Annotated in this window: 23 protein-coding genes and 3 pseudogenes; 14 read left to right on the top strand and 12 right to left on the bottom strand. The window is 69.1% G+C overall.

Annotation, left to right across the window (positions count from 1 at the left end):
• The first annotated feature begins 130 nt into the window (after nucleotides 1–130).
• Complete coding sequence (locus tag ACBI99_RS44345) at nucleotides 131–256, top strand: hypothetical protein (RefSeq protein WP_375075256.1); 126 nt, start codon at nucleotides 131–133, stop codon at nucleotides 254–256.
• Nucleotides 257–484: 228 nt separating this feature from the next.
• On the opposite strand, the gene ACBI99_RS44340 is transcribed toward ACBI99_RS44345, so the two are convergent.
• Nucleotides 485–1012: a hypothetical protein gene (locus ACBI99_RS44340; protein WP_375075255.1), complete on the bottom strand. Its 528-nt coding sequence runs from the start codon at nucleotides 1010–1012 to the stop codon at nucleotides 485–487.
• Nucleotides 1013–1228: 216 nt separating this feature from the next.
• Here ACBI99_RS44340 and ACBI99_RS44335 point away from each other — a divergent pair, with 216 nt between their 5' ends.
• From ACBI99_RS44335 to ACBI99_RS44300, 8 genes and pseudogenes are all read left to right on the top strand, one after another.
• Entirely contained in the window at nucleotides 1229–2182 is a 954-nt protein-coding gene (locus ACBI99_RS44335; RefSeq protein WP_375075254.1) for an Acg family FMN-binding oxidoreductase, read from the top strand.
• A 24-nt stretch (nucleotides 2183–2206) separates the two neighbouring features.
• Nucleotides 2207–2563: pseudogene (locus ACBI99_RS44330) on the top strand (GNAT family N-acetyltransferase); the annotation flags it as partial.
• A 118-nt stretch (nucleotides 2564–2681) separates the two neighbouring features.
• Nucleotides 2682–2909 (top strand): annotated as a pseudogene (locus ACBI99_RS44325) (CoA-binding protein); the annotation flags it as partial.
• Between the two features lie 94 nt (nucleotides 2910–3003).
• A complete protein-coding gene (locus tag ACBI99_RS44320) occupies nucleotides 3004–3519 on the top strand; it encodes an acetate--CoA ligase family protein (RefSeq protein ID WP_375075253.1) in 516 nt (171 codons plus the stop codon).
• A gap of 39 nt (nucleotides 3520–3558) precedes the next feature.
• On the top strand, nucleotides 3559–4236 hold the full coding sequence (locus tag ACBI99_RS44315; protein WP_375075252.1) for a CBS domain-containing protein: 678 nt from the start codon (nucleotides 3559–3561) through the stop codon (nucleotides 4234–4236).
• Nucleotides 4237–4238: 2 nt separating this feature from the next.
• Nucleotides 4239–4844: an HPP family protein gene (locus ACBI99_RS44310; RefSeq protein WP_375075251.1), complete on the top strand. Its 606-nt coding sequence runs from the start codon at nucleotides 4239–4241 to the stop codon at nucleotides 4842–4844.
• Nucleotides 4841–5542 carry a CBS domain-containing protein gene (locus ACBI99_RS44305; protein ID WP_375075250.1) on the top strand — a complete coding sequence of 234 codons (702 nt, stop codon included), beginning with the start codon at nucleotides 4841–4843 and terminating at the stop codon, nucleotides 5540–5542. Before ACBI99_RS44310 ends, ACBI99_RS44305 begins: the two co-directional genes overlap by 4 nt.
• Nucleotides 5543–5610: 68 nt before the next feature.
• Complete coding sequence (locus ACBI99_RS44300; protein ID WP_375075249.1) at nucleotides 5611–6543, top strand: magnesium transporter; 933 nt, start codon at nucleotides 5611–5613, stop codon at nucleotides 6541–6543.
• Between the two features lie 2 nt (nucleotides 6544–6545).
• Here ACBI99_RS44300 and ACBI99_RS44295 read toward each other — a convergent pair.
• From ACBI99_RS44295 to ACBI99_RS44285, 3 genes and pseudogenes are all read right to left on the bottom strand, one after another.
• Nucleotides 6546–7029: pseudogene (locus tag ACBI99_RS44295) on the bottom strand (transposase); the annotation flags it as partial.
• Between the two features lie 232 nt (nucleotides 7030–7261).
• Nucleotides 7262–8314: a CU044_5270 family protein gene (locus tag ACBI99_RS44290; RefSeq protein ID WP_375075248.1), complete on the bottom strand. Its 1053-nt coding sequence runs from the start codon at nucleotides 8312–8314 to the stop codon at nucleotides 7262–7264.
• Nucleotides 8311–8823, bottom strand: a complete 513-nt coding sequence (locus tag ACBI99_RS44285; protein ID WP_357634467.1) for an RNA polymerase sigma factor — start codon at nucleotides 8821–8823, stop codon at nucleotides 8311–8313. Before ACBI99_RS44285 ends, ACBI99_RS44290 begins: the two co-directional genes overlap by 4 nt.
• A gap of 469 nt (nucleotides 8824–9292) precedes the next feature.
• On the opposite strand from ACBI99_RS44285, the gene ACBI99_RS44280 reads away from it, so the two are divergent.
• Both ACBI99_RS44280 and ACBI99_RS44275 read left to right on the top strand, forming a co-directional pair.
• The gene (locus tag ACBI99_RS44280; protein ID WP_375075247.1) at nucleotides 9293–10159 is read left to right on the top strand and encodes a universal stress protein; all 867 of its coding nucleotides are present in this window, start codon (nucleotides 9293–9295) and stop codon (nucleotides 10157–10159) included.
• Nucleotides 10160–10372: 213 nt separating this feature from the next.
• On the top strand, nucleotides 10373–10567 hold the full coding sequence (locus ACBI99_RS44275; RefSeq protein WP_375075246.1) for a hypothetical protein: 195 nt from the start codon (nucleotides 10373–10375) through the stop codon (nucleotides 10565–10567).
• Between the two features lie 4 nt (nucleotides 10568–10571).
• Here the strand turns inward: ACBI99_RS44275 and ACBI99_RS44270 are convergent, their stop codons facing one another.
• The 4 genes from ACBI99_RS44270 to ACBI99_RS44255 all read right to left on the bottom strand — a co-directional run bounded on the left by ACBI99_RS44270 (nucleotide 10572) and on the right by ACBI99_RS44255 (nucleotide 14851).
• A complete protein-coding gene (locus tag ACBI99_RS44270) occupies nucleotides 10572–11285 on the bottom strand; it encodes a universal stress protein (RefSeq protein ID WP_375075245.1) in 714 nt (237 codons plus the stop codon).
• A 246-nt stretch (nucleotides 11286–11531) separates the two neighbouring features.
• Nucleotides 11532–13097 (bottom strand): ABC transporter permease, encoded by a 1566-nt coding sequence (locus ACBI99_RS44265; protein WP_375075244.1) that lies wholly within the window; start codon nucleotides 13095–13097, stop codon nucleotides 11532–11534.
• A complete protein-coding gene (locus ACBI99_RS44260; RefSeq protein ID WP_375075243.1) occupies nucleotides 13094–13951 on the bottom strand; it encodes an ABC transporter ATP-binding protein in 858 nt (285 codons plus the stop codon). Before ACBI99_RS44260 ends, ACBI99_RS44265 begins: the two co-directional genes overlap by 4 nt.
• Nucleotides 13952–14239: 288 nt before the next feature.
• On the bottom strand, nucleotides 14240–14851 hold the full coding sequence (locus ACBI99_RS44255) for a hypothetical protein (protein WP_375075242.1): 612 nt from the start codon (nucleotides 14849–14851) through the stop codon (nucleotides 14240–14242).
• Between the two features lie 1212 nt (nucleotides 14852–16063).
• Here ACBI99_RS44255 and ACBI99_RS44250 point away from each other — a divergent pair.
• Complete coding sequence (locus ACBI99_RS44250; protein ID WP_375075241.1) at nucleotides 16064–17074, top strand: zinc-dependent alcohol dehydrogenase; 1011 nt, start codon at nucleotides 16064–16066, stop codon at nucleotides 17072–17074.
• A 215-nt stretch (nucleotides 17075–17289) separates the two neighbouring features.
• Here the strand turns inward: ACBI99_RS44250 and ACBI99_RS44245 are convergent, their stop codons facing one another.
• From ACBI99_RS44245 to ACBI99_RS44235, 3 genes are all read right to left on the bottom strand, one after another.
• Complete coding sequence (locus tag ACBI99_RS44245; RefSeq protein ID WP_375075240.1) at nucleotides 17290–19722, bottom strand: phosphoketolase; 2433 nt, start codon at nucleotides 19720–19722, stop codon at nucleotides 17290–17292.
• Between the two features lie 430 nt (nucleotides 19723–20152).
• Complete coding sequence (locus ACBI99_RS44240) at nucleotides 20153–21331, bottom strand: cation:proton antiporter (protein ID WP_375075239.1); 1179 nt, start codon at nucleotides 21329–21331, stop codon at nucleotides 20153–20155.
• Nucleotides 21332–21335: 4 nt separating this feature from the next.
• Complete coding sequence (locus ACBI99_RS44235; protein WP_375075238.1) at nucleotides 21336–21815, bottom strand: cation:proton antiporter regulatory subunit; 480 nt, start codon at nucleotides 21813–21815, stop codon at nucleotides 21336–21338.
• Between the two features lie 236 nt (nucleotides 21816–22051).
• Here ACBI99_RS44235 and ACBI99_RS44230 point away from each other — a divergent pair, with 236 nt between their 5' ends.
• On the top strand, nucleotides 22052–22402 hold the full coding sequence (locus ACBI99_RS44230) for a hypothetical protein (RefSeq protein ID WP_375075237.1): 351 nt from the start codon (nucleotides 22052–22054) through the stop codon (nucleotides 22400–22402).
• A gap of 565 nt (nucleotides 22403–22967) precedes the next feature.
• Here the strand turns inward: ACBI99_RS44230 and ACBI99_RS44225 are convergent.
• Nucleotides 22968–23405 (bottom strand): hypothetical protein, encoded by a 438-nt coding sequence (locus ACBI99_RS44225; protein WP_375075236.1) that lies wholly within the window; start codon nucleotides 23403–23405, stop codon nucleotides 22968–22970.
• A gap of 419 nt (nucleotides 23406–23824) precedes the next feature.
• On the opposite strand from ACBI99_RS44225, the gene ACBI99_RS44220 reads away from it, so the two are divergent.
• Nucleotides 23825–26383 carry a cation-translocating P-type ATPase gene (locus ACBI99_RS44220; protein WP_375075235.1) on the top strand — a complete coding sequence of 853 codons (2559 nt, stop codon included), beginning with the start codon at nucleotides 23825–23827 and terminating at the stop codon, nucleotides 26381–26383.
• Nucleotides 26384–26401: the final 18 nt, after the last annotated feature.

Here is a 26401-nt window from a genome sequence, read left to right as displayed (position 1 = left end):
GGCCTTGAACTCCGGCGTGAACGAGCGGCGAGGACGCGGCTTCTTCTTCCCCATGCTCTCCATCATGGACATCCTTCCGGGGACGAACCCCTGATCTCGGATGTCCGTCAAACCGGATCAAGCCCACCGCATGGCCACAGCCAAGTACGAACGCCTCGGCTTGCGCTTCCCCCTGGCGCACGTCGCACCCCCCGATCAGGCTCTGCTCAGCCGGGTCCACGCCCAGTTCCGCGCCCACGGCGTGACCAGCGTCTGACCACTCGCGCGGTGGCCCCATCGAGTGCATCGGAGACGCACAGGGACGGCCGGCGCACCGCAGCAGGCCGGAGCCGCTCCCCGCCACGCGCGGGCATCGTGCGCGGTTTCCCTCCCGGCGCGGAGGACGGTACTGACGGGACCACCAAGGGCAGCTACCGCGAGGACTACCGGCGCAAACGACAACCCGCCCGCCCCCGGGTGCGGGGCGGGCGGGTGAGTCGATCGGCTACTTGAGCCAGGGGGTGCGCTGGACGATGGGCAGCTTGCCGAGCCCTAACGTTGTCCCGGCGCCGGTGAGGGCGAGGCCGATGAGGACGATCGAGTAGATGATGTGGTCGTCCATGAAGGGATTGTTGGCCAGGGGCAGCTCGGCCGCCCACATCAGGACCAGCATGGCGGTGCCGGCGCCTGCGGCGATCCGGGTGCCGACGCCCAGGATCAGCGCCAGGCCGATGCCGAGCAGACCGGTCATGAACAGCCAGTCCACCCACGCCTGACCGGCCAGGCCGGAGAAGAAGCCGCCGAGCGCGTTCTCGCCCGTGCCCTTCAGGAACCCGGTCGTCGGGCTGCCGCCCGCCAGCCAGGCCCGCTCGGCCGGAGTGGCGAATCCCCATCCGAAGGTCTTGTCCAGGAACGCCCACAGGAACACCCACCCGATCGCGATCCGGGCAGCCGCCCAGACATAGTCGACGGGGGTCCGCGCCGCCTTGCCGGCGCTGGTTTCCATCACGGGCTTGTGCATGGTGGTGGCCATGGCGGGCCTCCCTTTCCGTTGTGCTGTGCGGCCTTGTCTCGCTTACATCTCATCGTTCCGAGCCGCTCGCGTTGAGTGCCGTACGCCTCTCGGGGAGAGGACCTTGGTCCTCTCCCCGCTGGTTGCCTAGCAGGGACCTTCGGCAGGCGGGTGTGGGCCGTCAGGCACTCACCTGGCGCCGATCCGATACGGAAGCGTCGGCGTAGGAGGTGCGTGATGTCCGTTTCACTCGCTCACGAGCTCGGCGTCCGGCGGCTGCTGGTGGCGGCGGGTCAAGCGCCGTCGGTACTCAACACCCAGCCCTGGCGCTTCCGCGTGGTCGGCCGGGAGTTCATCGAGGTGCTCGCCGATCCCCAACGGCGGTTGCGCATCAGCGATCCGCGTGGCCGCAACCAGTACGTGAGCTGCGGCGCGGCCCTGTTCAACCTCCGCCTGGCCATGCGAACGGCGGGGCAGCGGCCGATGGTGTGGCTGCTGCCGTCAACCGAGGAAGAGCCCGAGTTGCTGGCGGCCGTGCGCGTAGGCCCGGCGTCGCCCGTACCGGAAAGGTGTCGCGAGCTGTTCGACCTCATTCCGGCACGCCGCACCAGCCGCCGGCCCTTCGCCGATCGTGCTCTGCCACGTGCGGTGCTGGCCGAGCTTCGCCAGGCCGCCTCACGGGAGGGCGCAGGTCTGGTGCTCCTCGACCGCCACGCCACGGCCGACATGCTGGACTATGCCGCCATCGCCGAGGACGAGCTGACCCGCGACCACGATTACCGCGCCGAACTGGCCGCGTGGACGATGCCGGGCGCACGTTACGACGGCGTTCCAGGCTACGCACACGGGCCACACGCGCTGCGGGACCCGGCGCCTGTGCGGGACTTCGGGCGGCAGTACGGCGAGGCACGGTTCGAGGCACGGCCACAACTCGCGGTGCTGACCACCATGGGCGATCGGCCCGTCGACTGGCTGCGGGCGGGTCAAGCTCTGCAGCGGGTGCTCCTGGTCGCCACCAAGCACAACGTGTCGGCGTCGTTCCTGAATCAGCCACTCGACCTGCGGGACATGCGTAACCGCCGCGACCCCCACCACCGGCGCGGCCATCCCCAGATGATCATCCGCCTCGGCTACGGACCGCCCGTGGCCCGCAGCCCACGCCGCCCCGCGACCGAGCTCGGCGCCGCCTGAGACCGGGACAAGAGGAGATCTGCCATGTCCGAGGGATACGACGTACTGCTACGCGACGGTGGCATCGCCCACGTCCGTCCACTGCTGCCCGCTGACCGCCAGGCTCTGCACGAGCTGGTGAACCGCTCGTCGGAGCGCTCGGCGTACGTGCGATTCTTCACCGGTGGCCGCAACACGGCACACGCCTACATGGACCGTCTGACGAGCGTCAAATATCGTGGCCGCGCGCTGGTGGCCGGCTTCCGGGGGCGGCTGGTCGCACTCGCCGAGTACATTCCCGTCGACAGTCGCACCGCCGATCTGGCCATTCTCCTGGACGACGCCGTCCACGGACACGGCCTCGGTACGCTGCTGCTCGAGCACGCCGCCTTGGACGCTGCCGAGCACGGCGTGCGGGAACTGGTGGCCGACGTGCTGGCCGAGAACCACGCGATGCATCGCCGTCAAGACCACCTTGCGGCTCCGTGCGAGCATCGCCGCTCGCGATCACGAGGCCGAAATGGCGTCCCTGGCGCGGGTGCTCACCCCCCGTTCCGTCGCGGTGATCGGCGCAAGCCGAAACGAGGCCGCCGTCGGACACAAGGTGCTGCGCAATCTGCTCGACGGCGGCTTCCCCGGGCCGATCCACGCGGTGAACCCGAAGGCCTCCGAGGTGGCCGGGCAGCCGTGCCAGGCCAAGGTCCCCGATGGCGTGGATCTGGCAGTCGTGGCCGTCCCCGCCCGGCACGTACTGGAGGTGGCACGAGACTGCGCGAGCGCCGGAGTGGCCGGACTGGTGGTGCTGACGTTGAGATTCGCCGAGACCGGTGCGATCCTCGGAGGTGGAAGACGCCGAGGCGGCCGCGGCGGCAGGCGCGCGGATCGGCTTTCCCATCGTGCTCAAGGCCAAGGGCCCGGTGCACAAGAGCGACATCGGCGGCGTCAACTACCCCGCCTTCGGACCGCTCGTCATGGTCGGGATGGGCGGGGTGATGGCCGATCTCCTGGCTGACCGCGCCTTCCGCGTACCGCCCGTCGCGGACGCGGCAGCCATGATCGAAGAACTGCGCTGTGCCCCGTTGCTGCATGGCTACCGCGGCTCGCCACCCGTCGACATACCGGCCCTGGCCGGGCAACTCGAACGCGTCGGCCGGCTGCTGGAGGACCTCCCCCAGGTAGCCGAGCTCGACCTCAACCCGGTCGTCGTCACACCGGAAGGCGCGACCACGGTGGACGCGCGCACAGACTGGCCGCCTGTGATCCCCCGCCCTCACCACTGCTCCGGCGCCTGCGCTGACCAACGACTGCAGCCGTCCGGGACTTCCGGCCCTACATCGCACTCGCTCCCGGAGCTGTGATGAAAGCGATGGAAGACCAACAGAAGGAGCTGACCCACCATGCGCAAGACCGTCGCAGACGTGATGACGACCGGCGTCGTGTCCGTCACCGCTGACACGCCGTTCAAGGACATCGCCGAGACTCTGATCGAGCACGCCATCAGCGCCGTACCGGTAGTGGACGACAAGCAGGTAATCGGCATGGTGTCGGAGGCCGACCTGCTGCGCAAGGAAGAGTTCCGCGAGCAGTTCTATCGCGAGGGCTACCGGCCGCCGCTGCGCGCACGGTTGCGCCACCCCAAGGGCCGACAGAAGGCGGAAGGCGACACCGCCGCCGAACTGATGACCAGTCCGCCGATCAGCATCACCGCTGATGCGCCGGTCGCGGCCGCCGCGCGCCTCATGGACGCCCGCGATGTCAAGCGCCTCGTGGTTCTCGACGCCGAGGGTCGCCTGGCCGGGATCGTCAGCCGACGCGACCTGGTCAAGCTGTTCCTGCGCAGCGACGACGCCATCGCCGCCGAGATTCGCGACGACATCCTCGACCGAGCCCTGTGGGTAGATACCTCAGGCGTACGCGTCGAGGTGACCGACGGTGTGGTGACGCTGTCCGGATGGATGGAGCGCCGCACCGAGGCCGGCCTCGCCGCCCGCCTGGCCACCCGCGTCAACGGTGTCGTGGACGTGGTGGACAAGGTGATGTGGAAGACCGACGACAGCAAGTGGGAGGCCAAGTAGCGATGCTCGTACGCGAAGTCATGAGCAGCCCGGTCATCACGGTCCGCCGCACCGACCGCGTGCGGCAGGCCATCCGGGTGCTGCACGAACACGACATCACCGCCGCCCCCGTCGTCGATCACACCGGCCGCCTGGTCGGCGTGGTCAACGAGCTGGACCTGCTGCGCGGCGAGTTCGAGCCCGATCCGCGGGCCACCATCCGGCCCGCCGGAGCCTCGCCCGAACCCCCGCCGCGCCTCGTGACGGAGGTCATGACGGAGCGCGTCACGACGGTCGCCGAGACCACCGATGTCACCGCCGCCATCGACCTCATGGTCAGCCGGCGGATCAAGAGCCTGCCTGTCGTCCGAGGTGACGCGATCGTCGGCATGTTCAGCCGCCGCGACCTGATCTCCATGCTTGCCCGTCCGGACTCCGAGCTGCGTGAAGCCGTCGTGACGGCGCTGCGCGAACACTACCCCTCGGGCCCGAGCTGGGACGTCACCGTGCGCGACGGCGTTGCGGAGCTGAGCGGCCCGCCACATGAGTATGACGACCACATCGCCGACCTCCTCGCCCACACCGTGCCCGGAATCACCCGGGTGAGACATGTCAAGGAGCAGCCATGAGAACCACCGTCCAGGACGTGATGACGACCGACGTGACAGCAGTCGAGCAGAACGCCTCCTTCCACACCGTCGCCGAGCAGCTCGTCGAGCATGGCGTCAGCGGCCTGCCCGTCGTCGACGAGGCCTACCACGTCAAGGGTGTCGTCTCCGAAGCTGACCTCCTGGCCAAGCAGGAGTTCAAGACGCGGTACTACGGCGACGCCTACCGTCCACCACTGCGCGCCCGCATCCGCCACGCCGTCAGCAGCGAAGGCAGCGGCTTCTACAAGGCATTAGGCGAGACCGCCGGCGAACTGATGACGTCCCCCGCCCACGTCACCACCCCCGGCACTTCCGTAGTCGTGGCCGCCCGGATCATGGACCAGCACGGCGTCAAACGTCTGCCCGTCGTCGACACCGACGGCAAGCTTGTCGGGATCATCACCCGACGCGATCTGATCAAGGTCTTCCTCCGTCCCGACAAGGACATCGAGCGTCAGGTCAGGCAGGCGATCCACGCCGGACGAGGCGGCGTCACCGGGCTCGAGGTCACGGTGACCGGCGGTGTCGTCACGCTGTCGGGAACGTTCGACGAGCACAGCAAGGCCATCACCGCCGTCCGCATGGCCGAGAGCATCGACGGTGTGGTGGCCGTGCACGACGAGCTGCACTGGAGGCACGACGACATCATCAACTTCCCCATGTGGGGCGGAGCTTGACTCTGCGATCCTGCCGTTCAGTCATCGGTGTTGCTGACCGGCCAGTCCGTTCCCGGCATCATGGCGGCATGGCCACAGCCGTTGAGCATGTCGTCACCCATGTCCCTGTGTTCGCCCCGGATGTGCCCGCAGGCCAGGCACGCGAGCGACTGCTGGGCGAGAGGTTCGACAGTGCCTCTGACATCGTCGTCCTGGATGCGGCAGGACGTCTCACGGGGATGATCCCTATCGAGCATCTGCTTGCCGCACCGCACGACACTCCGCTGGCGGAACTGGCCGATCTTGATCCGCCTATCGTGCTGCCCGGCGTGGATCAGGAGGTGGCAGCCTGGCGAGCTGTGCAGCACGGAGAGAGCAGTCTGGCCGTCGTGGCTGAAGATGGCCGATTCCAAGGGCTCATCCCCCGGCGCCGGCTACTGCGTGTCCTGCTGGAGGAGCACGATGAGGACCTTGCCAGGCTGAGCGGGAGCCTCAAGGCCAGGAGCGCCGCTGAGGAGTCGGTGCGGCGCCGCTTCCTGCACCGTATTCCCTGGCTGATGATCGGGCTGGCCGGTGCGATGGTATCGGCGGGCATCGTCGGGTCCTTCGAAGAGCGCCTTTCGGCCAACGTGACGCTGGCATTCTTCCTGCCGGGCGTGGTCTACCTCGCTGATGCCGTGGGCACCCAGACGGAGGCGGTGGTCGTGCGGGGCCTGTCGGTGGGAGTCTCCGTCCGCCGGCTGGCCCGAGGAGAAGCGATCACCGGGCTGATCATCGGCCTCGCGATGGCAGCAGCTTTCCTGCCCTTTGCCCTGCTGTATGGCGATACGGGCGTGGCCATGACGGCGGCCATCGCGTTGTTTGCCGCCTGTTCCGTGGCCTCCATGCTGGCCATGGGCCTGCCTTGGCTGCTCAACCGGCTGGGCCATGACCCTGCTTTCGGCTCCGGGCCCCTGGCGACCGTCGCCCAGGACCTGATTTCCATCACGGTCTACCTGCTCATTGCTCTGGCCTTCACTTGATTCAGCTCCTTCAACGTGATCGGCCAGTGCTTGGCGTTCTCGCCGCCGTCGCCGGCCCAGATGCCAGGATGTCGCGGTGCCCTTCGACGGTGACAGCCATGACGAGGCAGATGGGCCGGTTGGCGACGTGACCGTCTTGGATCTTGACGTTGATCGCGTCCACGAACAGGACGGGGTACGCGCGATCGAGCGGCCGGTTCTGCCATTCGGCCATGCCGTCCATGACCTTGTCCGGTGATGGTGGAGATGGTCTGCTTGGACACGTTCGCCCCGTAGGCCTCGGCCAGATGGGCGGAGATCTCCCCATGGGCCAGCCCCTTGGCCGACAGGGACAAGACCATCTCGTCCACGCCGGACAGCCGGCGCTGCCGCTTGCGCACCAGCTGGGGCTCGAAGGTGCCCGCCACATGCCGCGGCATCCGAACCTCCACCGGGCTGACCGTCGGTCACCACGGTCTTGGTGCGGCTGCCGTTGCGGCTGTTGCCGCTGCGCACCCGCTTGGTCAGCTGCTGCAGCAGGCCACCCTCGCCGATCAGCCGCAGCCCCTCACTACGGGCCCGATTGACGAGCATCGAGATCAGCTGCTCGTCCGTCATCGAGCGGTCCGGCTCGACAGGCAGTTCGTTCATGGGCAGCGACTCCACGGCGGTCTTGGACATCAAGCTTCTCTTCCTTGATCATCAGATCCGCCGTTATTTTTTACAGTCCCCGCGGCCTTCAGTCGGCGGAGGGCGGGGATGGCCGGGTGTCAGTCCAGCCTGACTCCAGCACCATGGTGACCCGGTCTTTTACCTGCGGCATGCCACCGGTGATTTGGAAAGTCAGCACTTTGGAGGTGTCGGGGTCGATGATCAGTCTGCCCTGGGTGGCTTGGCCCATCTGGATCGGGAAGGTCACGGAGACGCCCGGCCGCCCCTGCGGATCGGTGGTCCGGCCTTCGACCCGCACTGCGGGCAGCGTCGCCAGCGCCTGGTAGGCGGCGCTGCGCACCTGCGGGGAGGCGGGCAGCTCGTACAGGAGTGATGCCAAGGTGGGCGGCAGGCCGTCCTCCACCGAACCGGCGAAATCCTGATCGCTACGGATCGCCTCAGCGGCCCGCCTTTTCAGCGCTTCGGGGTCGACGGGCAGCGCCTCGATCTCCTTCAGGGTCAGGGGCATGGCACTCCAGTAGAGCCTCTGCTCCCCCTTTAGCCGGGTGAGCATGCCCTCGCCGGGCGCGGTGGAGTAGACGCCGCCGTCCTTCCCCATCTCCCATTCGGTCGGCGAGCCGTCCCGGCGCCATGCCTCCACATCCAGGGGGCGTGCGGCCAACTGCCTGCGTCCGATCCAGCCTCGACCGTCCTTGGCCACCCACGTCTCCGAGAGGTACGAGGTTTCCAGACGATAGGTGGTGCCGTTCTGGCCGTACGGTCCCGCCGAGCCCACGTACAGCTGCTTGAGATGCCAGTAGGCGCCTTCTGGGGCGGCTTGGGCCTTGGCAGCGGCGGCCAGCAGGATCGACGTGCCCGACAGGACGGTGCCGCCGGGTGTGACCGTGGGAGAGGGCGATGCGGTGAGGGTGACCTGGCCAAGGAAGACCGCCGTCGCGGCCGCGGCCGCGGCCGCTGCGAGTCCGATAGCACCGGCCCGCCACGGCAGACGCCGGACCGTCCGGTGCGGGCGCGTCTGAGTGGCCATGATCGCCGCACGCAGTTCGCGCGCGCCGGGCCCCTGATCCGGCGCGTGTGGTGCCGGGTCGATGGCCCTTACCAGGTTGTCGATGTCGCTCATGCTTCCCCCATCGCGATTGTCAAGGACGCCTGCCGCTCCAGCGCCGCCGCCATCCGTTTGCGCGCCCGATGCAGCCGGGTCCGGGCGGCAATAGCCGTACAACCCAAAACTTTGGCGATCCGCTGGCTGGTCAGGCCCTCCCAGCAGGCCAGTGCCAGGACCTCGCGGTCGCGTTCGGGTAACCCGTCGAAGGCGGCGCGAACATGGTCCAGATCAACCGGTCTGACCGGCCGGTCGGCTGCCAGTTCCGCACGTAGCCGCTCAGTGAGCACGGCCCTGCGGGATTCGCCGCGCTGCTGGTTGGCCAGTACGCGGCGGGCTACCCCGTACAGCCACAGCAGCGCCTCCTCACCCTCGGGCACGTCGCCGATGCGCCGCCAGGCGGTGAGGAACGTCTCGGAGATGACGTCGGCCGTGTCGTCGGGCGAACCGGTACGGCGGGCGGCGTACTGGTGTATCGCCGGGTAATACGCGTCATAGACCGCTTCGAAGCGATCTCGGTGTGTCACAGAGTCTCCTTGCCGAAAGGTGCCTGACACCTGGTAAATGTCCGGCACCTCGCGGAGTGTGGCAGCTGGCTATGAGCAGTTTGCCTACTCACCCCGTGGTCCGGACGCCATACCGTCGCCGGGGCTGGTGTAGCTGGGAGCGCATCGACCGGACCCCGCTAGTCTGTGTCGTCCCCGTACTCAACCTCTATGGGCAGTACATCTAGCCGGGAGATCCGCTGTAACCGTTCTCACGGCAGGCGAACGAGCCTGGCAGATGCAGGTGACTGGCGATCGGTACCGGAACCGAGGCATAGGAAGGTTCGCTCACCATCGGAGATGGACATCCATGCCGGAGTTCGCCATACCGGGCTCTGACAGGGGAATGGCACGTAGGTACTCGGAGACATCGGAATGCTGGTTCTCACGCTGGGACTCGGGAATCGAGGGGTGAGGGCCCGTCTCGGGCAACGGATGCGAGGTGAGAACGATGTCTGGTCTCCACCGGGTGGTTGTGGGCTACGACGGCTCGGACTTTTCGATGCAAGCGTTGGAGTGGGCACTCGGCGAGTGCGAGCTGAGGAGATTGCCGCTCACGGTCACCCACGCGTGGCGCTGGCCTTACCGCGAGGCGCAGCAGGAGGCCCGACTTGACCTGCGCAACGCGGCGGAGCACGTGCTATTCCATGGCGCCGATTGCGCACGATCCTCCAGCACGCTGACCGACGTCAAAGCAGATCTGTACGAGGGCTCGGCGGCCGAGCGCCTCGTCGACCTGTCAGCCGACGCGGAACTCGTGGTGGTCGGTTCCCGGGGGCTGGGGGCTCTGACGAGGTCGGTCGTGGGGTCGGTAGCCAGCTACGTGGCAGCCCATGCCCAGGCTCCCGTGGTGATCGTGCGCGGTTCCGGACCGTTGCCCGCCGGCCCCGCACCTTCCGGCCCCATGGTCCTGGCCCTGAGCCCGACCACGCCCGACGAGACAGTCCAGTTCGCCTTCGACGAGGCGGGGTTGAGGCAGCTTCCGCTCTTGGCCGTGCACGCCGTCCACCTGCAGCACATGGCCTGGGGCGTGGCGATGGCACCCGTGCCTGACATCGAAGCCCTCGCCCGAGCCGGCCAGGAACGGATGGAGGAGCGCTTGGCGCCCTGGCGTGCTTGTCATCCGGAGACTCATCTGGAGACCCGTGCCGTTGTAGCCCCAGCCAAAGAAGTGCTTCGTGCAGCATCTCCCCAGGCCAGTCTTCTGGTCGTCGGCGCTGACCGAACCCGGCACCACGGCCATCTGGGCTCCGTCGTCAGGGCAGCGGTCGAATACGCCCCTGGCCCCGTTGCTGTAGTCCCTGGCCTCGTCATCTGACCCCAGGAAGAATGAAGTCACGTCTACCGGGCCGAGGTGGCAGCCAGGACGACCCCGGGCGCGACTACGACGGACCGATCGACCACGTGCGCGGATCGCACGTCTTGGGACCAGTCCCCGGTCAGGGACTTCGGGCGACAGGAGTACGAGGCAGGCTTCGAGAAGCGGCCACGGCTGGCGGTGCTGACCACCATGGACGATCACCCCGATTGATTGCGGGTCAGCCAGGCGTTGGAGCGGGTCCTGCTGCTGGCCGCCCGGTACGACATGTCGGCATTGTGCCTGAGCCAGCTGCCCGACCTGCGGGATATGCGTCGGCGCCACCGGCGGGAACGCCCTCAGATGATCATCAGACTCGGCTACGGCACGCGTCCGCGCTGGCCGGTGACCGAACTCATGGCGCAGTGACGGCTCATCCCACCGCAGCGACCGGGCAGGGAGCGTGCTGGAGGAGGGAGCCGGCATGTGCGGCATGCTTGCGGCTGACGACCAGGAGGGTCGCGGATTGGTGGTCGGTGGCGGGCTGGACCCGTACCTGCGGATGGCGCGCCACCCACTCGGCAAGGTCCGTCGTGTGGGCGAGCGGCAACTGGCGCAGAGTTGCCTCGTCGAAGGCGAATTCCAGCACGGAGGCGTCGGGTTCGCGCTCGGGTACGACGATGGGGCCCGGATGCGTGGCGGCGGGCAACGGACCTGGCCCTTGCACGACGATGACGGGGCAGCGTGCGTGGGTGGCGACATATCCGGCCACCGAGCCCACGACGGCTCTGGGCAGTGCGCTGAGTCCTCTTGAACCGACCACGACGAGCGTGGCGTCCTGGGAGAGCTCGACGAGGCGTTCGGCGGCGGGTCCCTCGTGGAGGTCCGTCTCGACGCGGACGCCGGAGCTGGTCTGGCGGGCGCATTCAGCACCGTGCCACAGCACGTGTTCGGCAGCCTTGCGCAGGTGGGCCTTGGCCTCCTCCTCCGCCTCGCCGTAGGGCCACTGCCAGGCGTGGGAGACGGTGAGGGGCAGTTCCCTGAGCTCGGCCTCGTCCATGGCCCAGTCCAGTGCCTGCATGGAGAAGTCAGAGCCGTCGTAGCCGAGCACGATCTGGTTCATAACCATGGCCTCCTGTCTCGACATGGATGCTATGCTCTCCCGCCCCTCAGGGGCCGCTGCGACACCAGGGTGGGCGTGCCACCAGCGTGCCCATCCACGGCCGCCTCCGGCAGGGACTTTTGACCTTGGTGCCGGGGTCGTCCGGCACTCCCCGCCGCACCTGGCACTCGGGGACGTCCAGGAAACTCTCACCTGGCGTGAGAACGGCCTTCTGAAGGTTCCAGCCGGCTGGAGCCGCCCGTCAACGTCCATGCGGCGGGAAAGCGGGAATCAAGCGGCCCTTCGCCGGGCGTTCACCACGGCGAGGACCACCATCCCGCCCAGTGTCCACGCCGTCACCACGGCGAGGTCGGTCCACGGCCGCGGCCGTCCCGCCGGATCCAGTGCGGCGAGAACCGTGTAGGAGACGTGCCTGAGCGGGAAGACATCACCGATGATGCGGAGCGCGCCGGGCAGTTCGCCTCCGATGACGAAGACGTCGGAGACGAAGGCCAAGGGCAGGAAGGTGCCGAGGGTGATCGCGTTGACCGTCTGCTGCTTGCTCGCGAGCGCCACCACAAGCGCTGCGAGGACGGTGAAACACGACGCTCCGGCAACGATCGCGGCGAGCATCCAGGGGATCATGCCGGGCTCGATCCTGACGCCGTAGCCGAGCGCCGCCACCAGCGCCAGCACCATGGCGGTGGCGATGCTGACCAGCAGCGCGGTGGTGAGGTTGCCCGCATGGTAGGCCCAATGCGGCAGCGGAGTGCCGGCGAGCCGTTTCAGCACGCCGCGCTCACGGTCACCGGAAGTGGCTTCGGCGATGTTCACGTAGGACGCCACGCCCACCGTATATGTGATCATCGCGGCCAGCATGAACACCGCCAGCCGCACCCCTGAGACTCGGGCGTCGGTGAAGATCAGTGAGATCAGCGCCAGGAGCAGCACCGGCAGGATGATGGTGAAGAACGCGGTGGACAGATCCCGGCGCAGCCCGGAGAGCGCGTGCGCGACCTGACCGGCCAGCAGCGACACCGGCGAAGGACGGCCCTGCCGGCGAGGCCGCCACGTGATCGACGCGGAAGCTTTCGCCGTCCGCGCCGGAGCGCGTTCCCAGCGGAAGCGCCACACCGCCAGTGCCGCACCGCCGATCCCCCAGGCCGCCAGCACCGCCAGGTGGTCGGCATAGAAGCCGGCTCCGGCGAGGAACGGGTTCATCGCGTCGCGTACGGCATGGGCCAGATGCCGCATCGGGAAGACCCAGCCCACGGCGTCCAGCCAGGCGGGCAGCCGGGCGCCGATGAGGATGACGTCGGAGACGAACGCCAGCGCCAGCAGCAGGCCGGTGCCGAGCAGTTGCACCGCCGCGGCGTTGCGCACGAGCGCGACCGCCGCGAAGCCGAGCGCGGTGAAGCACGCCGCCCCGATCAGCAGGGTGAGCAGCAGCGCGGGCAGCGTACGCCATACGATCTGGGTGTCGTAGAAGACGACGCCCACGGCCAGCAGCGCGGCCACCGTGACCGTGGCGATGGCCAGCGACGCCCCGGCCAGCCCTGCGAGCACCGCCGAGGCGGGCACCGGCGTGCCACGCAGCCGCTTGAGCCAGCCGCGGTCGCGCAGGTCGGCCAGGCGGATGGCCAGCGCGCCGAAGCAGCCCTGGGCGACGCCGAACACCGCCATGACCGGGATGACGAACTGCATCACCCGCACGTCCGAGCCGGGCTGGACGGCCTGGTTGCCCACCGCGGCACCGACGATCACCGTCATCAGCAGGGGCATCGCAACAGTGAAGACGGCCGCCATGGGATTGCGGGCGAAGGAGAGGGTCTCGTGCCAGGCCAGCCGCGCGATCATGATGTCTCCTCGCTCACCAGGTCGAGGTAGACGTCCTCGAGCGACGGCCGGGCCAAGGTGAGGGAGGTCAAGTCGGTGCCGCGTTCCAGGGCCCAGCCGGTCAGCTCGTGCATGTCGCGGGCGGGCTGCTTGGTCTCGACCGTTACCGCCGGGCCGCGCGCCTCGATGTGGCCGGTGAGGGGCGGCAGGTCGGCCGCCGTCGTGCCCTTGGGCAGGCGGAAGGTCAGCACGCTGGTGTGCTCGGCCGCGATGAGCGTGTCCGGCGTGCCGGAAGCGATCACGCGGCCCGCGCGCAGCACCGCGACCCGGTCGGCCAGGTACTGGGCCTCGTCCATGTAGTGGGTGGTGAGCAGGATCGTGGTGCCGGACGAGCGCAGCCCGTCGATCAGCTCCCAGGCGTGATGCCGGGCCGAGGGATCGAAACCGGTGGTGGGCTCGTCCAGGAACAACACCTCAGGACGCCCGACGAGACCGAGCGCCAGGTCCAAGCGACGCCGCTGCCCACCGGAGAGCGTCCGCACGCGGGCGTCGCACTTGTCCTTGAGACCTGTCTGTTCGATGACCTCGCCCGGGTCGCGAGGGTGCGGGTAGAAGCCGGCGTACAGGCGGACCAGCTCGAAGACGGAGAACTCCTCCTCGAACCCGGCCTCCTGCAGCACGATCCCGATGTGCTCGCGGTAGGCCCGCTCGCCGGTGGCCGGGTCGAAGCCAAGCACCGACACATGGCCGGCATCGCGCCCCCGATGCCCTTCCAGGATCTCCACGGTGGTGGTCTTGCCCGCGCCGTTCGGCCCCAGCAGTGCGAACACCTCTCCGCGTTCGACGGTGAAGCTCACCTCGTCGACAGCTTTCACCGTCCCGTACTGTTTGCACAGTCCCTTTACGATCACCGCTGACATGTCGGTCCCTCCATCCAATTTCTAGATTGATTCGCCCAAGCTGGGCCGGGCAGGGCCGAAAGGCCTTCTCCTGGGCCGTGATGCGGAAGACTGGGACCTGGGCCGTGATCGGTTGGACGTCTTCCAGCCGGGCGTGCCGGTCCACCGAACTGTGCGGATGCGCCCGGCGCGAGGGCCATCGAGCCGACGTGGTATCAGGCGTGACGGCCACCACCTGCTTCCCGTCGTGAGCAGGTGCGGGATCTATGTGGCGGCCAGCAGCGCCACGTGCGCCACGATGTGGAAGCGGTCGCGGGTAACCTGCGTGTAGGCCTGCGCGGCCGCCTGGCGGATGTCTTCGGCGAGCGCTGTGCTGATCTCGCTCAGGAACGACAGGTACACGTGCACCGTGTCGTCCACCTCCACGAGTCGTATCTGCGGACGCATGCCCGCGCGGCTCAGCAGGGGCCGGACCGCGTCAGCGACGGCCCGCAGAGCTGCGGGGCCTGTCGGTGACACCGCTGTCGCGCAGGTCTCGACCAGCTCGACGGGCTCGCATCTGGATACGATCTCCTCCAGTCCGGTCCCCGACGGTGTAGGCCCCGCGACCAGCACCGGGACCCGGGCGCGCAGGGCGCACATGACCCCGGCCTCTCGCAGGGTGAAGGGGCCCGGCGCCAGCCTGACGTCGACGAGCAGGTCCACATCCCCGCCCGCCAGCGGGCAGCGATGGCCAGGAGCCATCCCGGCACACGGCGCCGGGGAGGGGGCCGCGCCTGGAGGGTGGCAGTAGGCCATCTCGTGTCCTTCGAGGGCGAGCAACGCCCCGGCCACCGCACCGCCGGAAGGGTCCGACTCCGTCATCAGGATCCGCATGGGACCACCCTGTCGCCGGACGTCACCTCCGGGCAGGGACCAAAGTCCGTCCAGCGGCGGGCGAGAGACCTTCGTGGGATCGCTCAGGCCTCAGCACGACCCCTTCCGCCGCAGGGGCCCGACGTCCTTGCCGGGCGGGGACGAAATACCTGGCAGCGGCCTCCGATCAGCCAGAGGGTGGCGTCATCAGCAACGGACACGAAGTAGGTGCTCAGGCATGAGGCACAGGCCCATCGCTCTTGGTCCCGCCGACGTGCAGGTCAAGATCCGTGGCAGGTTCCGGTCCGCCGACGTCCGGCACGCCCAGGAGACCGTGGCCCATCTGGCGCGGCTTGCCCACGAGCCGGTGCTCGGCGAGGGTCAAGCTCGGCACCGCGCCCGAGTTCGGCGCGAGGCGACGGACGGGCGGAGGCTGTACGGGATGCCCAAGGGAGACCCTTCAGGGCCCGGGCCAGCGCAGCCTCCGCTCGTGGAGCCGTCCAGCTGCTCGGTGACCGGCTGCGGACGCGGCTGCTGGAGAGCGCCAGAGACTGGGAGAACCGGCGGGGGCGCCACCACGGCCGGCGACCAACCGGACTGACCGGCAGGGAGCGGCAGTTCGTACGACTACGACTCCCTACTGTTCACCGAGGACGCGACGGGCCAGGACAGCGTCGTCCACCGCACCGGTGACGGCTATCGGCCGGCCCAGCTCGTGCCGCAGGCGGATCTGCCGACTCCGACGTGCGGGGCGGTCTCGGTCAGCCCGTTGCCCATGAGCGGCAGGTTAGAGGCAGTGCGTCGCCCGCGCATGAGTCATCGCGTGCTCATCGGCGGTCAGGGCACGTACCGCAGTCGCGGTCAGGAGAACGGCAAGCGCAGCGGTCACGGCCAGCGAGGCCAGGACGAGCCGTGTGGCCCAGGCCGACCATAGGTGAAGCCTACCGTAGCCATCACCAGGCGGCCTGGCCAGCGCCTCGATCGCCTGCCTTCAACCGTCTCATCGACGTCGCCTCATCCCGGGGATCTCACCAGCCAGGTACTGCCGCGAGTCGCGACGTAATCCCTTCCTGACGTATGCGCACGACCATCGATTTCGTTGCGGGTATGGATGGCACAAGGCCCTGCCAGGGGTGACTCGGGACTCCGCGAGTGCGGGACCTTCGGCCCTGATGTGGGCGCCGCTGTAACCGGGAGGCTGAAGTCGAGACCCGATACAGAAAGAGAACCGTCATGCGCGCTGCCGTCGTCACCGCCTTCGACAAGCCCGTCGAACTTCAGGAGGTGCCCGTACCCGAGCCGGGGCCGTCCCAGGTCCTCGTCCGCATCGAGGCCAGCGGCTTGTGCCACACCGACATCCACGCCGCCCACGGCGACTGGCCGGTCAAACCTGCGCTGCCGTTCACCCCCGGCCACGAAGGCGTCGGCGTCATCGTGGAGGCCGGCTCCGCCGTGACCGGCAGGGCGGTCGGCGAGCGGGTGGCCATCCCCTGGCTCGGCTACGCCTGCGGCACTTGCGAATACTGCGTCAGCGGCCGTGAGACCCTGTGCGAGTCCCAGCTGAACAGCGGGTACGCGATCAACGGCGGCCACGCCGAGTACGCGGTCGCGCACGCCGCCTACGTGGTCCCGGTGCCCGACGGCATCGCCTCGGCTGAGGCCGCGCCCTTGACCTGCGCGGGCGTGACCACGTACAAGGCGGTCAAGGTCTCAGGCCTGCGGCCTTCCGAACGTGCCGCGATCTTCGGCATCGGCGGGCTCGGCCACCTGGCGCAGCAGTACGCGCAGATCTTCGGCGGCGAGACCATCGCGGTAGATGTCACCGACGAGAAGCTGCGCCTGGCCCGGGAACTGGGCGCCTCCCACACGGTCAACGCCGCCGTCAGCGACCCGGTCGCCGAGATCAATGCCCTGGGCGGGGCGGACGTGGCTATCGTGCTGGCCGCCAGCCCGCGCGTGCTGGAGCAGGCGCACGCTTCGCTACGCCGTGGTGGCCGCCTGGTGCTGGTGTCGCTGCCCAAGGACAACACCATGAGCCTGCCCGTCTTCCAGACCGTCCTCGGTGGCATCAGCGTCATCGGCTCCATCGTCGGCACCCGCGCCGACCTGGCCGAGGTCTTCGAACTGCACGCCGCGGGACGCACCAAGGTCGTCTACGAGACGCGCAAGCTGGAGGAGATCAACCAGTCCTTCGACGACGTCCTGGCCGGCACCGTGCCCGCCCGCCTGGTCTTCGAGCTGTGACCTCTCCAGGACAAGACGCCGTACCCGACCAGAGGACCTTGGTCCTCCTCTCAAGCACATCCGGCTCCAACGGCAGCACGCCCAGGGAATCCCCGGCCGTCAGGCCATCCGCCAGCGTGACGATGATCGCGGACAAGGTCATGGGGTGGGGCACTGGGCAACGCCGCCGAGCCACGCTGATGGTCACTGCCAGGGGTCGGCGGCGCTCGTTCCGCTCAGCCCTTCTGAGCCCAGTCGCCCAGCGACCAGTCACGCACCTCGGGCATGTCTTCGAGGTGTTCGACCACGTACGCCTGATGCTCGGCCAGTTTCCGCTCGCACCAGGCCATCAGGTCGCTGGCGCCGCGCGGCAGCCGCCTGGCGTTGTTGAGTGCGTCCATGACCAGGTGGTAGCGGGAGGCGCGGTTGAGCACGGTCATGTCGAAGGGTGTGGTGGTGGTGCCTTCCTCGATGAAGCCGCGCACCCGGAACCGGTCAGCGTCCGGGCGACCGTGCACGAGCTGGTGGATGGCGCCCGGGTAGCCGTGAAAGGCGAACACGACATCGACGGTGTCGGTGAACAGCTCGGTGAACAAGGTGCCGCTCATGCCGTGCGGATGGTCCTTCGGGCGCGGCAGCGTCATCAGGTCCACGACGTTGACCACACGCACCTTGAAGCCGGGCAGCCGCTCCTTGAGGATCTGCGCCGCCGCGACCGTCTCCATGGTCACCACGTCGCCGGCGCAGGCGAGCACGATGTCGGGGTCGCTGGTGCCGTCGTCGGTGCCGGCCCAGTCCCAGATTCCGGCGCCGCGGGCGCAGTGCTCGATGGCCTGGTCGATGTTCAGCCACTGCAGCTGCGGCTGCTTGTCGATGACGATGAGGTTGATGTACGACCGCGACCTCAGGCAGTGGTCGGCCACCGACAGCAGGCAGTTGGCGTCCGGCGGCAGGTAGACGCGGGCGACGTCGCCGCGCTGGGTCAGCACGACCTGGATCAGGCCGGGCCCTTGGTGGGAGAAGCCGTTGTGGTCGTTGCGCCAGGCGGTCGAGGTCAGCAGCACGTTGAGGCTGGGCACCTTGGCCCGCCACGGCAGCCGGCTGGCCTCCTGCAGCCACTTGCCGTGCTGCACCGTCTGGGAGGCGCTGACCATGGCGAACGCCTCGTAGGTGGCGAACATGCCGTGCCGCCCGGTCAGCGTGTAGCCCTCCAGCCAGCCGTGGCAGTTGTGCTCCGACAGCACCTCCATGACCCGCCCGTTCCGGCTGATCGCCACGTCGTCGGCCGTCACGCGTTCGGCGAAGGCGCGGTCGGAGACCTCGAACACGGCGCCGAGCCGGTTGCTGTTGGTCTCGTCCGGGCAGAACAGGCGGAAGGTGTCGGGGTTGTCGCGGTAGACGTCGCGCAGCAGCTCGCCGAGCCGGCGGGTCGACTCGGCACGCAGTCGCGCCGGATGCGGCACCTCGACGGCGTAGTCGCGGAAGTCGGGCAGGGCGAGGTCGCGCGTCAGCAGGCCACCGTTGGCGTGCGGGCTGGCGCTCATCCGCAGGGCGCCCTCCGGCGCCAGGCCGCGCACCAGCTCACTGGGCGCGCCGGTGGCGTCGAACAGTTCCTCCGGCCGGTACGAGCGCAGCCAGCTCTCCAGGATCGCCAGGTGCTCCGGGTTGTCGCGTACCCCGGACAGCGGCACCTGGTGCGAGCGCCACGTACCCTCCATCTGCACGCCGTCCACCTTGTCCGGGCCCGTCCACCCCTTGGGCGAGCGCAGCACGATCAGCGGCCACCGCGGCCGGGTCCCGTCCCACGCGCCGGTACGGGCCAGATGCTGAACGGCGCGGATCTTGCTCCAGGCCTCGGCCAGCGTCGCCGCGAAGCGGTGGTGCATGCCCGGCAGGTCCGAGCCCTCCACCTCCAGCACCTCGTAGCCGTGGCCCTCCAGCAGCCGGCGCACCTCGGCGGGGTCCTTGCGGGACAGCACCGTGGGGCCGGCGATCTTCGCACCATTGAGGTGCAGGATCGGCAGCACGGCGCCGTCCCGCTCCGGGTTGAGGAACGACACGCCCTTCCACGACCCCTCCAGCGGGCCGGTCTCGGCCTCGCCGTCACCCACTACCGCCACGGCCAGCAGGTCGGGGTTGTCCATGACGGCGCCGAAGGCGTGCACCAGCACGTATCCCAGCTCGCCGCCCTCGTGGATCGAGCCCGGGGTGGTCACCGAGACGTGGCTGGGGATGCCGCCGGGGCTGGAGAACTGCCGGAACAGCCGCAACATCCCGGCCTCGTCCTGGCTGACCGCCGGGTAGATCTCGCTGTAGGTACCCTCCAGGTATCCCGCAGCCACCAGCGCCGGTCCGCCGTGCCCGGGACCGGCCAGATAGATCGCCTGCTGCCCGGTGTGCCGAACGAGCCGTGAGACATGCGCGTAGATCAACGACAGCCCGGGGCTGGTACCCCAGTGCCCCAGCAATCGCGGCTTGATGTGCCGCGGCGTCAGCGGCTCACGCAGGAGCGGATTGCCCTGCAGGTAGATCTGCCCGATCGTGAGGTAATTGTTGGCCCGCCACCAGGCGTCCAATTGATCAATCTCTTCGGCAACCGGTGAGGCTAGTCTCCGCAGCGTCTCACCACCGACGGCCTGGCGGACCTGCTCATCCGAAACTGCGGTCATGGGCCCGTTCCCCTCTCAGCCTGGCTTGGCGGCGCCAGATCAGCAGCATCAGTCCTTTCCCCTATCCCGCCAGCGGCGGGAGAAAACAGTACATAGCCCCATAACCCCCACCAGGCTGCAGGAGCTGCCAGGCCGCGTGTAGAACGGCCGCAGTTCGCGTGGAGCAGGACGCTTCGCTGACCGAACTGAGCGGCACCGAGCCCGCCGTGCCGGCCGAAGTGTCAATCCTTGTGTGCTCGGCAATCGTCACCCGCGGATGCTCCTTCTCGTGCATCTCCAGCGATTCGATGACGAGAGATTGCCGAACCACAGCACATTGAACAGACGGATGCGATCAACACACGCTCTGCCCGACGAGATCGCCAGTTCGGCACCACCCGGCCACAGATTGGGCGCCCGCCGGCGAAGCTGACCGGCGGGAATGAGAGGATCACCCTGGAGGCCGAGGTCCGGCACGGCTCGTGGAGGATCCCGCCGCAGGCGGGGCTCCGACGAAGCGGGTGATGAGCGGCCCTGCGATGGCCAGCACGAGCACATAGGCGGCTACCAGCGGCGCCAGAGTGGGCAACTGGGGCCCCGCCAGGCCGACGATCACGATGGAGAACTCCCCTCGCGCGATGAGCGCGGCGCCCGCGCGCCGCCTGCCTCGCCGGCCCACCCCGTCGCGGGCAGCAGCGTAGCCCCCGGTGAGCACCTTGGTCAGCCCGGTGACCATGGCCAGCGCCAGCGCGGGCGGCAGGACGGGCAGCAGGTCGGCGGGAGCCACCGACAAGCCGATGGCCACGAAGAACATCGCGGCGAACAGGTCACGCAAGGGCATGATGACGGCTCGTGCACGCTCGGCAGTCTGCCCGGTCAGCGTCAGTCCGACCAGGAAGGCACCCACCGCCGCCGACGCGTGCACGAACTCGGCCAGCGCAGCCACCACCATGGTGAGCCCCAGCATGCGCAGCATCAGCTGCTCGTTGTCCGGATGCGCCACGAGCCGGCCAATGTGATGTCCCCAGCGGGAGGAGGCAGCGAAGGCGCACATCACGGCGCCGACCGCGACCAGCGCGCCCAGCGCTGCCTGCCACCAGGCGCCTCCGGAAGCCAGTACTGCCAGTACAGGCAGGTAGGCTGCCATCGCAAAATCTTCCAGCACCAGAACCGCCAGCACCGACGGTGTCTCCCGGTTGCCCAGGCGCCGCAAATCCCCGAGCAGCCGGGCGATGATGCCCGAAGAGGAGCTGTAGGTGGCGCCGGCCAGCGCCAGCATGCCCACGCCGTCCAGTCCCAGCATCCAGCCGGCCAGCGCGCCCGGGACGGCGTTGGCCACCAAGTCCACCCCTGCCGACGGCAGATGATGGCGCATGCTCGTGGAGAACTCCGCGATGGAGAACTCCAGTCCGAGCGCCAGCAGCAACAACACGATCCCGATCGAGGCTGCGGCCTGTACGAACTCGCTTGCGGCCGGGGCGGGCAGCATGCCGCGCTCGCCGAGCACCAGTCCGGCCAGCAGGTAGAGCGGGATGGGCGACAGCGTCATCCGGCGGGCCAGGGTGCCCAGGAGCCCGAGGGCGGCCAGGATGAGGCCGAGCTCCAGCAGCAGCGCGATCGAGATGTGCACGCGTTCAGCCCTGGATGATGCCCTTCACGCCGTCGATGCCTTCCTGGGTGCCTATCACCACAAGCACGTCATCGGCTCGCAACACCTCGTCCGGGCCGGGCGAGGCGATCACATCCGCACCGCGGATGATCGCCACCACCGACACCCCCGTACGGGTGCGTGCGCGCGTGTGCCCCAGCGGGCGATCCACGTAAGGCGAGATCGGGGCCACTGTCACCGGTTCAGCACTCAGCCCTGGAATCTCCCGGGTCAGGTCGGCGAAACGCTCGGCGATCCGCGGCGCACCGAGGATCTGCGCCAGCGCCTCGGCCTCCTCCTCGGTCAGCCGAAACAGCGGCCAGCCCTCATCGCGGTCATCGCCTGCGTAGCCGACCACCTCGAAATCACCCGTGCGCCGCGCCACCACAGCGATCCGCTCCCCCGCCTGGGTGGTGAACTCATACCGCAGACCGACACCTGGCAACAGCACTTCGTTCACGTCCATGAAGCCATCATCCCGGCAGGCCGGCACCTCCTGCCGGATGGCGCACCGTGAACCTCCCGGTCGGTGCGGGCCGGCGCGTCTCCAGCCGCCGATGCGGTCGCCGGTCGCGATGGACGGCAGGCGAGACAGGCCCACAGCCTTCATCGACGATGTCGGCCACCGTGCAGCTGAGGGCGAGGTGATGAACGTGGGGCAGACGTGTCTGGCGGTCCCAGGAGGGTACATGATGGCGATCAATGTGCGTGATCGTCGGTTTTGACAGGTCTCCAGCGGCCGCTGCCGAGAGCAACGCCTTCATCGCGGCAATCGAGCGCGGGAGAAAGCCGAGCCCGCTCACTTCCGATCGGGGAGCCCGATTCGCGCACCCCGGCTGGAACTCCAAGCCTCTGGTGCGCCGCACCAACGGCAGCGAAGGTCTGGCATCTCACCCAGTTGGTGCAGGAACTGGACGCCGCCCTGGTTTCTCGTCGGATCGCGGCCTCGGCGCCGCCCAAGCGGTCCTGGGCAGGGTTTCGGACATGGTGGTGCACTGCATGCAGCAAGCCCACCCCGTCCTCGTCGTGCCGCATCCTTTGCTGCCCGCTTAGCAGGCGACCTGGAGAACGGGCCGGCGCTCATCTGCTGGGATGGATCACCCGGCGCAGAAGCCGCCCTCACGGTGACGCAGGGGCCGCGTCAGAAGGGACCTTGCGATCGTTTGCTGGACGGCGCTGACATCCGCTCGTCCTCGGGCGGCCTGCCGCAGATCGGCGGCATCACTCTGGATCGGCTGGACGTCGCCAGCGGCTCCTGCACGCCTGGGCGCGCTGTGGCCGGGGCGCTCAGCGCGGTCGCGGCCGGGGCGCGCCCGTCGTGGCCGCCGGGTCACGGGGCGTTCAGCGGCACGCGGGATCCGCATGAGCGGCGTTGCAATGGCCGCCTTGCATCCACGCCCACCGACCAGTCATGGTCGTGCCCCGGGCCGGCCCAAGAACTCAAGTGAGTCTCGGGCTCCGCAGGGGGCCAGGCTGCGGCAGGTTCAGCGTCGGCGAAGACCCGCTCTCTCCGCAGGCCGGTCGGGCCTGTTCTCGCCCTCGGAGGGCGTGACGGTGGGCAGGGGAGCGGTGGCCGTGTCCATAAAGCTGTCAGCGCCACCACCATCCGCTCTGTCCCCTATGGCCGCTGGGCCGCGTGCCTCAACAGGTTCACGAGATGCACGACCGCCGCGATGGCCGTAAGTGCGATGGCGACGATCACCACCGTTCGGACGAGGAGCGCCCAGTCGACGGTGGGGTCGTCGAATGCGAACGGGAAGACCCGCAGGATCTGAACCAGCGCCGGGAGGCTGATCAGCGTGGTCGCCAGGTCTCCTGTCGCCCTCATCCAGTGCGGGTCGCGGCCGAGGAAGACCACGTTGGCGATGAGAGCCGCGATCAGTGAGAGGTTGACCAACGGCAGCACCCGCAAGGTGTCGGAGGTGAGGAATGGCGCGGATCGCCAGCCGGGGTGAGCGTTGATGGCGTACAGCAGGGCCCCGTCGACGACAGCGGCGATCGAGTAGCCGGTGCGACGAGCGACGGCCGGACGGCGTGTCGGCGCGTGGCCTTCCATCCTGAATCTCCAATGGCCCTCAGGAGAGTTACTGACCCACCGTCACACTATGCACTCAGCCCGACAGGAGGGCAGAGGCGAAGGTTGGGTACGAGGGGAGCCGAAAGCCCTCCAAGTCTCTCCAGACAGCACACTGCCCGACTTCCAGTGCGAGGCTCAGCCGGTTCGGCAGAGCATGATGTTCGATGCTCCGGCCCTGCCGAGTCGCAGACGTCGGCCGGTGAAGTCTTGGCCTTCGAACCGGCCCGCGCCGAACCCCACGGTGTCTTCCGCAATGTGTGCTTCCGGCCATCCGGGAAAGGACCAACGTCCCTGTTCGCGGCACGCAGGTTCGCGAACAGTAGTACACGGACACATTCGAACGATCGTTCATCGGCCGGGAGATCACGGCGAGCACGGAGGACATGACAGTGATGCCTTTGTCTGGGCTGACGTCGGCGGAGGCGGCCTCGCGGCTGGCACGCGACGGCGCCAACCTGCTTCCGCAGAAGCCGCCCGTGCCCTTGTGGCGACGCATCGCATCCCAACTGCGCGACCCGCTCATCATCGTCCTGCTCATCGCGGCAGTGCTGACCATCACGACAGGTGACTGGGCCGACGCGGCCGTGATCATACTGGTGATCGTGGTCAATACCACTGTCGGGGTGGTGCAGGAGGTCCGGGCCGACCGAGCCATCACGGCCCTGGCACAGCTCGCGAGCCCGGAGGCGCGCGTGGTGCGCGACGGCCGCCAGCAGCAGATTCCCTCCAGCGACGTGGTGGTGGGAGACCTGCTGATCCTGGCCGAGGGCGACATCGTCCCCGCCGACGCCAAGGTGCACGAGTCGGCGGCGCTGCTCGTCGACGAGTCGGCGCTGACAGGCGAGTCGGTGCCGGTGGACAAGGGAATCGATGCCCCGGTCTCGTCCGGCACCGTAGTGCTGCGTGGGCGCGGGCGGGCGGAGGTCACCGCCGTCGGGGCGGCCAGCGCGAGCGGCCGCATCGCCTCCCTGATGGTCAAGGGGGCTCGGCTCACCCCGCTGCAACGTCGCCTGGTGGGAGTCGGCCGGCTCCTGGCCGGCGTCGCCGTGCTGCTGTCGGCGATGGTCCTGGCCCTGGGACTGGTGCGCGGCCAGCCGGTGGAACTGATGGTGATCACCGCCATCAGCCTGGTCGTCGCCGCTGTCCCCGAGTCCCTTCCTGCCGTCGTGACGTTGAGCCTCGCGCTGGGCGCACGCCGGATGGCCGCGCGCAACGCCCTCGTCCGCAAACTGCCCGCGGTGGAGACCCTCGGCTCGGTGACCGCCCTGGCCACCGACAAGACCGGCACCCTCACCGAGGGCCGCATGGTCGCCCGCCGGCTGTGGACGCCGACGGCACAGGCCACGATGGGTGGCACCGGCTACGCCCCCGAAGGGCAGATCACTGGCGACCATGATTCCGGCGCTTTCGAGGCGCTGCTGACAGCGGCGGTGCTCTGCAACGACGCCCGGCTGTTGCTCCCGCACGACGAGCACGGCGAGTGGACGGCGCTGGGCGACCCCACCGAGGCGGCCCTGCTCGCCGCCGCCGCCAAGCTCGGCCTGGACCGCAAGGACGTGCAGACCCGCCTTCCCCGCCTGGCCGAGCTGCCCTTCGACAGCGACCGCAAGCGCATGAGCACCGTGCACCAACTGCCCGGCGGCGGCGCACGCCTGATCTGCAAAGGCGCGCCCGAAGCCCTGCTCCACCACCCCGTCCTGATCGACCAGCCGGATCTGCTCGCCCGCGCCGCCGCACAGGCCGACCAGTTCGCCCGAGCCGGATACCGGGTCCTCGCGGTGGCAAGCACCGATCTCGACGCCGCACCGGCCACGATCCAGGAGAACGGCCTGTCACTGCTCGGCCTGATCGCGATCTTGGACCCACCACGCCCGGCCGCCGCCACCGCCGTCGCCGACTGCAAGCGAGCCGGCATCAAACCCATCCTCATCACCGGAGACCACCCCGGCACCGCCCGCGCCATCGCCACCGAGCTGGGCATCATCGCCGACGGTGACCGGGTCGTCGACTGCCGCGAACCCGGCGCCTTCGACCACGGCCAGGCCGGCGTCTACGCCCGCGCCACACCGGAGCAGAAGCTCGACATCATCCAGAGCCTCCAGTCTCGTGGCGGTGTCCTGGCGATGACGGGCGACGGGGTCAACGACGGCCCCGCCCTGCGGCGTGCCGACATCGGCGTGGCCATGGGCAAGCGCGGCACCGAAGTCGCGCGGCAGGCAGCCGACCTGGTACTCGCCGACGACAATCTGGATACCGTCGTCGCTGCCGTCGAGGAGGGACGCCGCGTCTATGCCAACATCCGGCGCTTCCTGGTCTACGGCCTGTCCGGCGGCGCGGCCGAGATCGCCGTGATGTTGCTGGGCCCGTTCGTCGGGCTCCCGCTCCCCCTGCTCCCCGCCCAGATCCTGTGGATCAACCTGCTCACCCACGGGCTGCCCGGCGTGGCCTTGGGCGGCGAGCCGACCGTGCCGGGAGCCATGGCCGATCCGCCCCGGCCGCCCAGTCAGAGCATCCTCGGCGCGGGCCTGTGGCAACGCGTCGTCCGGATCGCCGTCGTCCTCACCTCCGTCACCCTCGGCGTCGCCGTCTGGGCAGCAGCGACCGGACGGCCCTGGCAGAGCATGGCCTTCTTCGCCCTCGGCGCGACTCAGCTCGGCGTCGCACTCGGCTCCCGCACCCGGCCAGGAACCCTGGCCAACCCCATGCTGCTGCTCGCCGTCGCCGGCGCGTTCGTCCTGCAACTGGCGGCCCTGTACCTGCCGCCGCTGCGCCAGCTCCTCGGCACCCAGCCACTCAACGCCGTCGACCTGCTGATCGTCACCGCGCTGTCCGTACTCGGCTACGCCGCCGCCCGCCTCGACCGGATCCTGCACCCCTCCCCCCGCCCGCAAGTATCTCAGCTTCAGGTCACCGCTACCGAGGGCGATCGGCGGTCGTCACGGGCCTTTCGTCCCTAAGCTCCCGGCAGGAACCCG

This window comes from Nonomuraea sp. ATR24 (assembly GCF_041950485.1).
Lineage (GTDB): Bacteria > Actinomycetota > Actinomycetes > Streptosporangiales > Streptosporangiaceae > Nonomuraea > Nonomuraea ceibae.
This window is presented reverse-complemented; position numbering and strand designations above follow the sequence as displayed.

Excerpts from the sequence above, each read along its gene's own strand:
- ACBI99_RS44345 (WP_375075256.1), top strand. The coding sequence starts at position 131 with ATGGCCACAGCCAAGTACGAACGCCTCGGCTTGCGCTTCCCCCTGGCG.
- ACBI99_RS44340 (WP_375075255.1), bottom strand. The coding sequence starts at position 1,012 with ATGGCCACCACCATGCACAAGCCCGTGATGGAAACCAGCGCCGGCAAG.
- ACBI99_RS44335 (WP_375075254.1), top strand. The coding sequence starts at position 1,229 with ATGTCCGTTTCACTCGCTCACGAGCTCGGCGTCCGGCGGCTGCTGGTG.
- ACBI99_RS44315 (WP_375075252.1), top strand. The coding sequence starts at position 3,559 with ATGCGCAAGACCGTCGCAGACGTGATGACGACCGGCGTCGTGTCCGTC.
- ACBI99_RS44310 (WP_375075251.1), top strand. The coding sequence starts at position 4,239 with ATGCTCGTACGCGAAGTCATGAGCAGCCCGGTCATCACGGTCCGCCGC.
- ACBI99_RS44305 (WP_375075250.1), top strand. The coding sequence starts at position 4,841 with ATGAGAACCACCGTCCAGGACGTGATGACGACCGACGTGACAGCAGTC.
- ACBI99_RS44300 (WP_375075249.1), top strand. The coding sequence starts at position 5,611 with ATGGCCACAGCCGTTGAGCATGTCGTCACCCATGTCCCTGTGTTCGCC.
- ACBI99_RS44290 (WP_375075248.1), bottom strand. The coding sequence starts at position 8,314 with ATGAGCGACATCGACAACCTGGTAAGGGCCATCGACCCGGCACCACAC.
- ACBI99_RS44280 (WP_375075247.1), top strand. The coding sequence starts at position 9,293 with ATGTCTGGTCTCCACCGGGTGGTTGTGGGCTACGACGGCTCGGACTTT.
- ACBI99_RS44270 (WP_375075245.1), bottom strand. The coding sequence starts at position 11,285 with ATGTCGAGACAGGAGGCCATGGTTATGAACCAGATCGTGCTCGGCTAC.
- ACBI99_RS44265 (WP_375075244.1), bottom strand. The coding sequence starts at position 13,097 with ATGATCGCGCGGCTGGCCTGGCACGAGACCCTCTCCTTCGCCCGCAAT.
- ACBI99_RS44255 (WP_375075242.1), bottom strand. The coding sequence starts at position 14,851 with ATGCGGATCCTGATGACGGAGTCGGACCCTTCCGGCGGTGCGGTGGCC.
- ACBI99_RS44250 (WP_375075241.1), top strand. The coding sequence starts at position 16,064 with ATGCGCGCTGCCGTCGTCACCGCCTTCGACAAGCCCGTCGAACTTCAG.
- ACBI99_RS44245 (WP_375075240.1), bottom strand. The coding sequence starts at position 19,722 with ATGACCGCAGTTTCGGATGAGCAGGTCCGCCAGGCCGTCGGTGGTGAG.
- ACBI99_RS44235 (WP_375075238.1), bottom strand. The coding sequence starts at position 21,815 with ATGGACGTGAACGAAGTGCTGTTGCCAGGTGTCGGTCTGCGGTATGAG.
- ACBI99_RS44230 (WP_375075237.1), top strand. The coding sequence starts at position 22,052 with ATGTGCGTGATCGTCGGTTTTGACAGGTCTCCAGCGGCCGCTGCCGAG.
- ACBI99_RS44225 (WP_375075236.1), bottom strand. The coding sequence starts at position 23,405 with ATGGAAGGCCACGCGCCGACACGCCGTCCGGCCGTCGCTCGTCGCACC.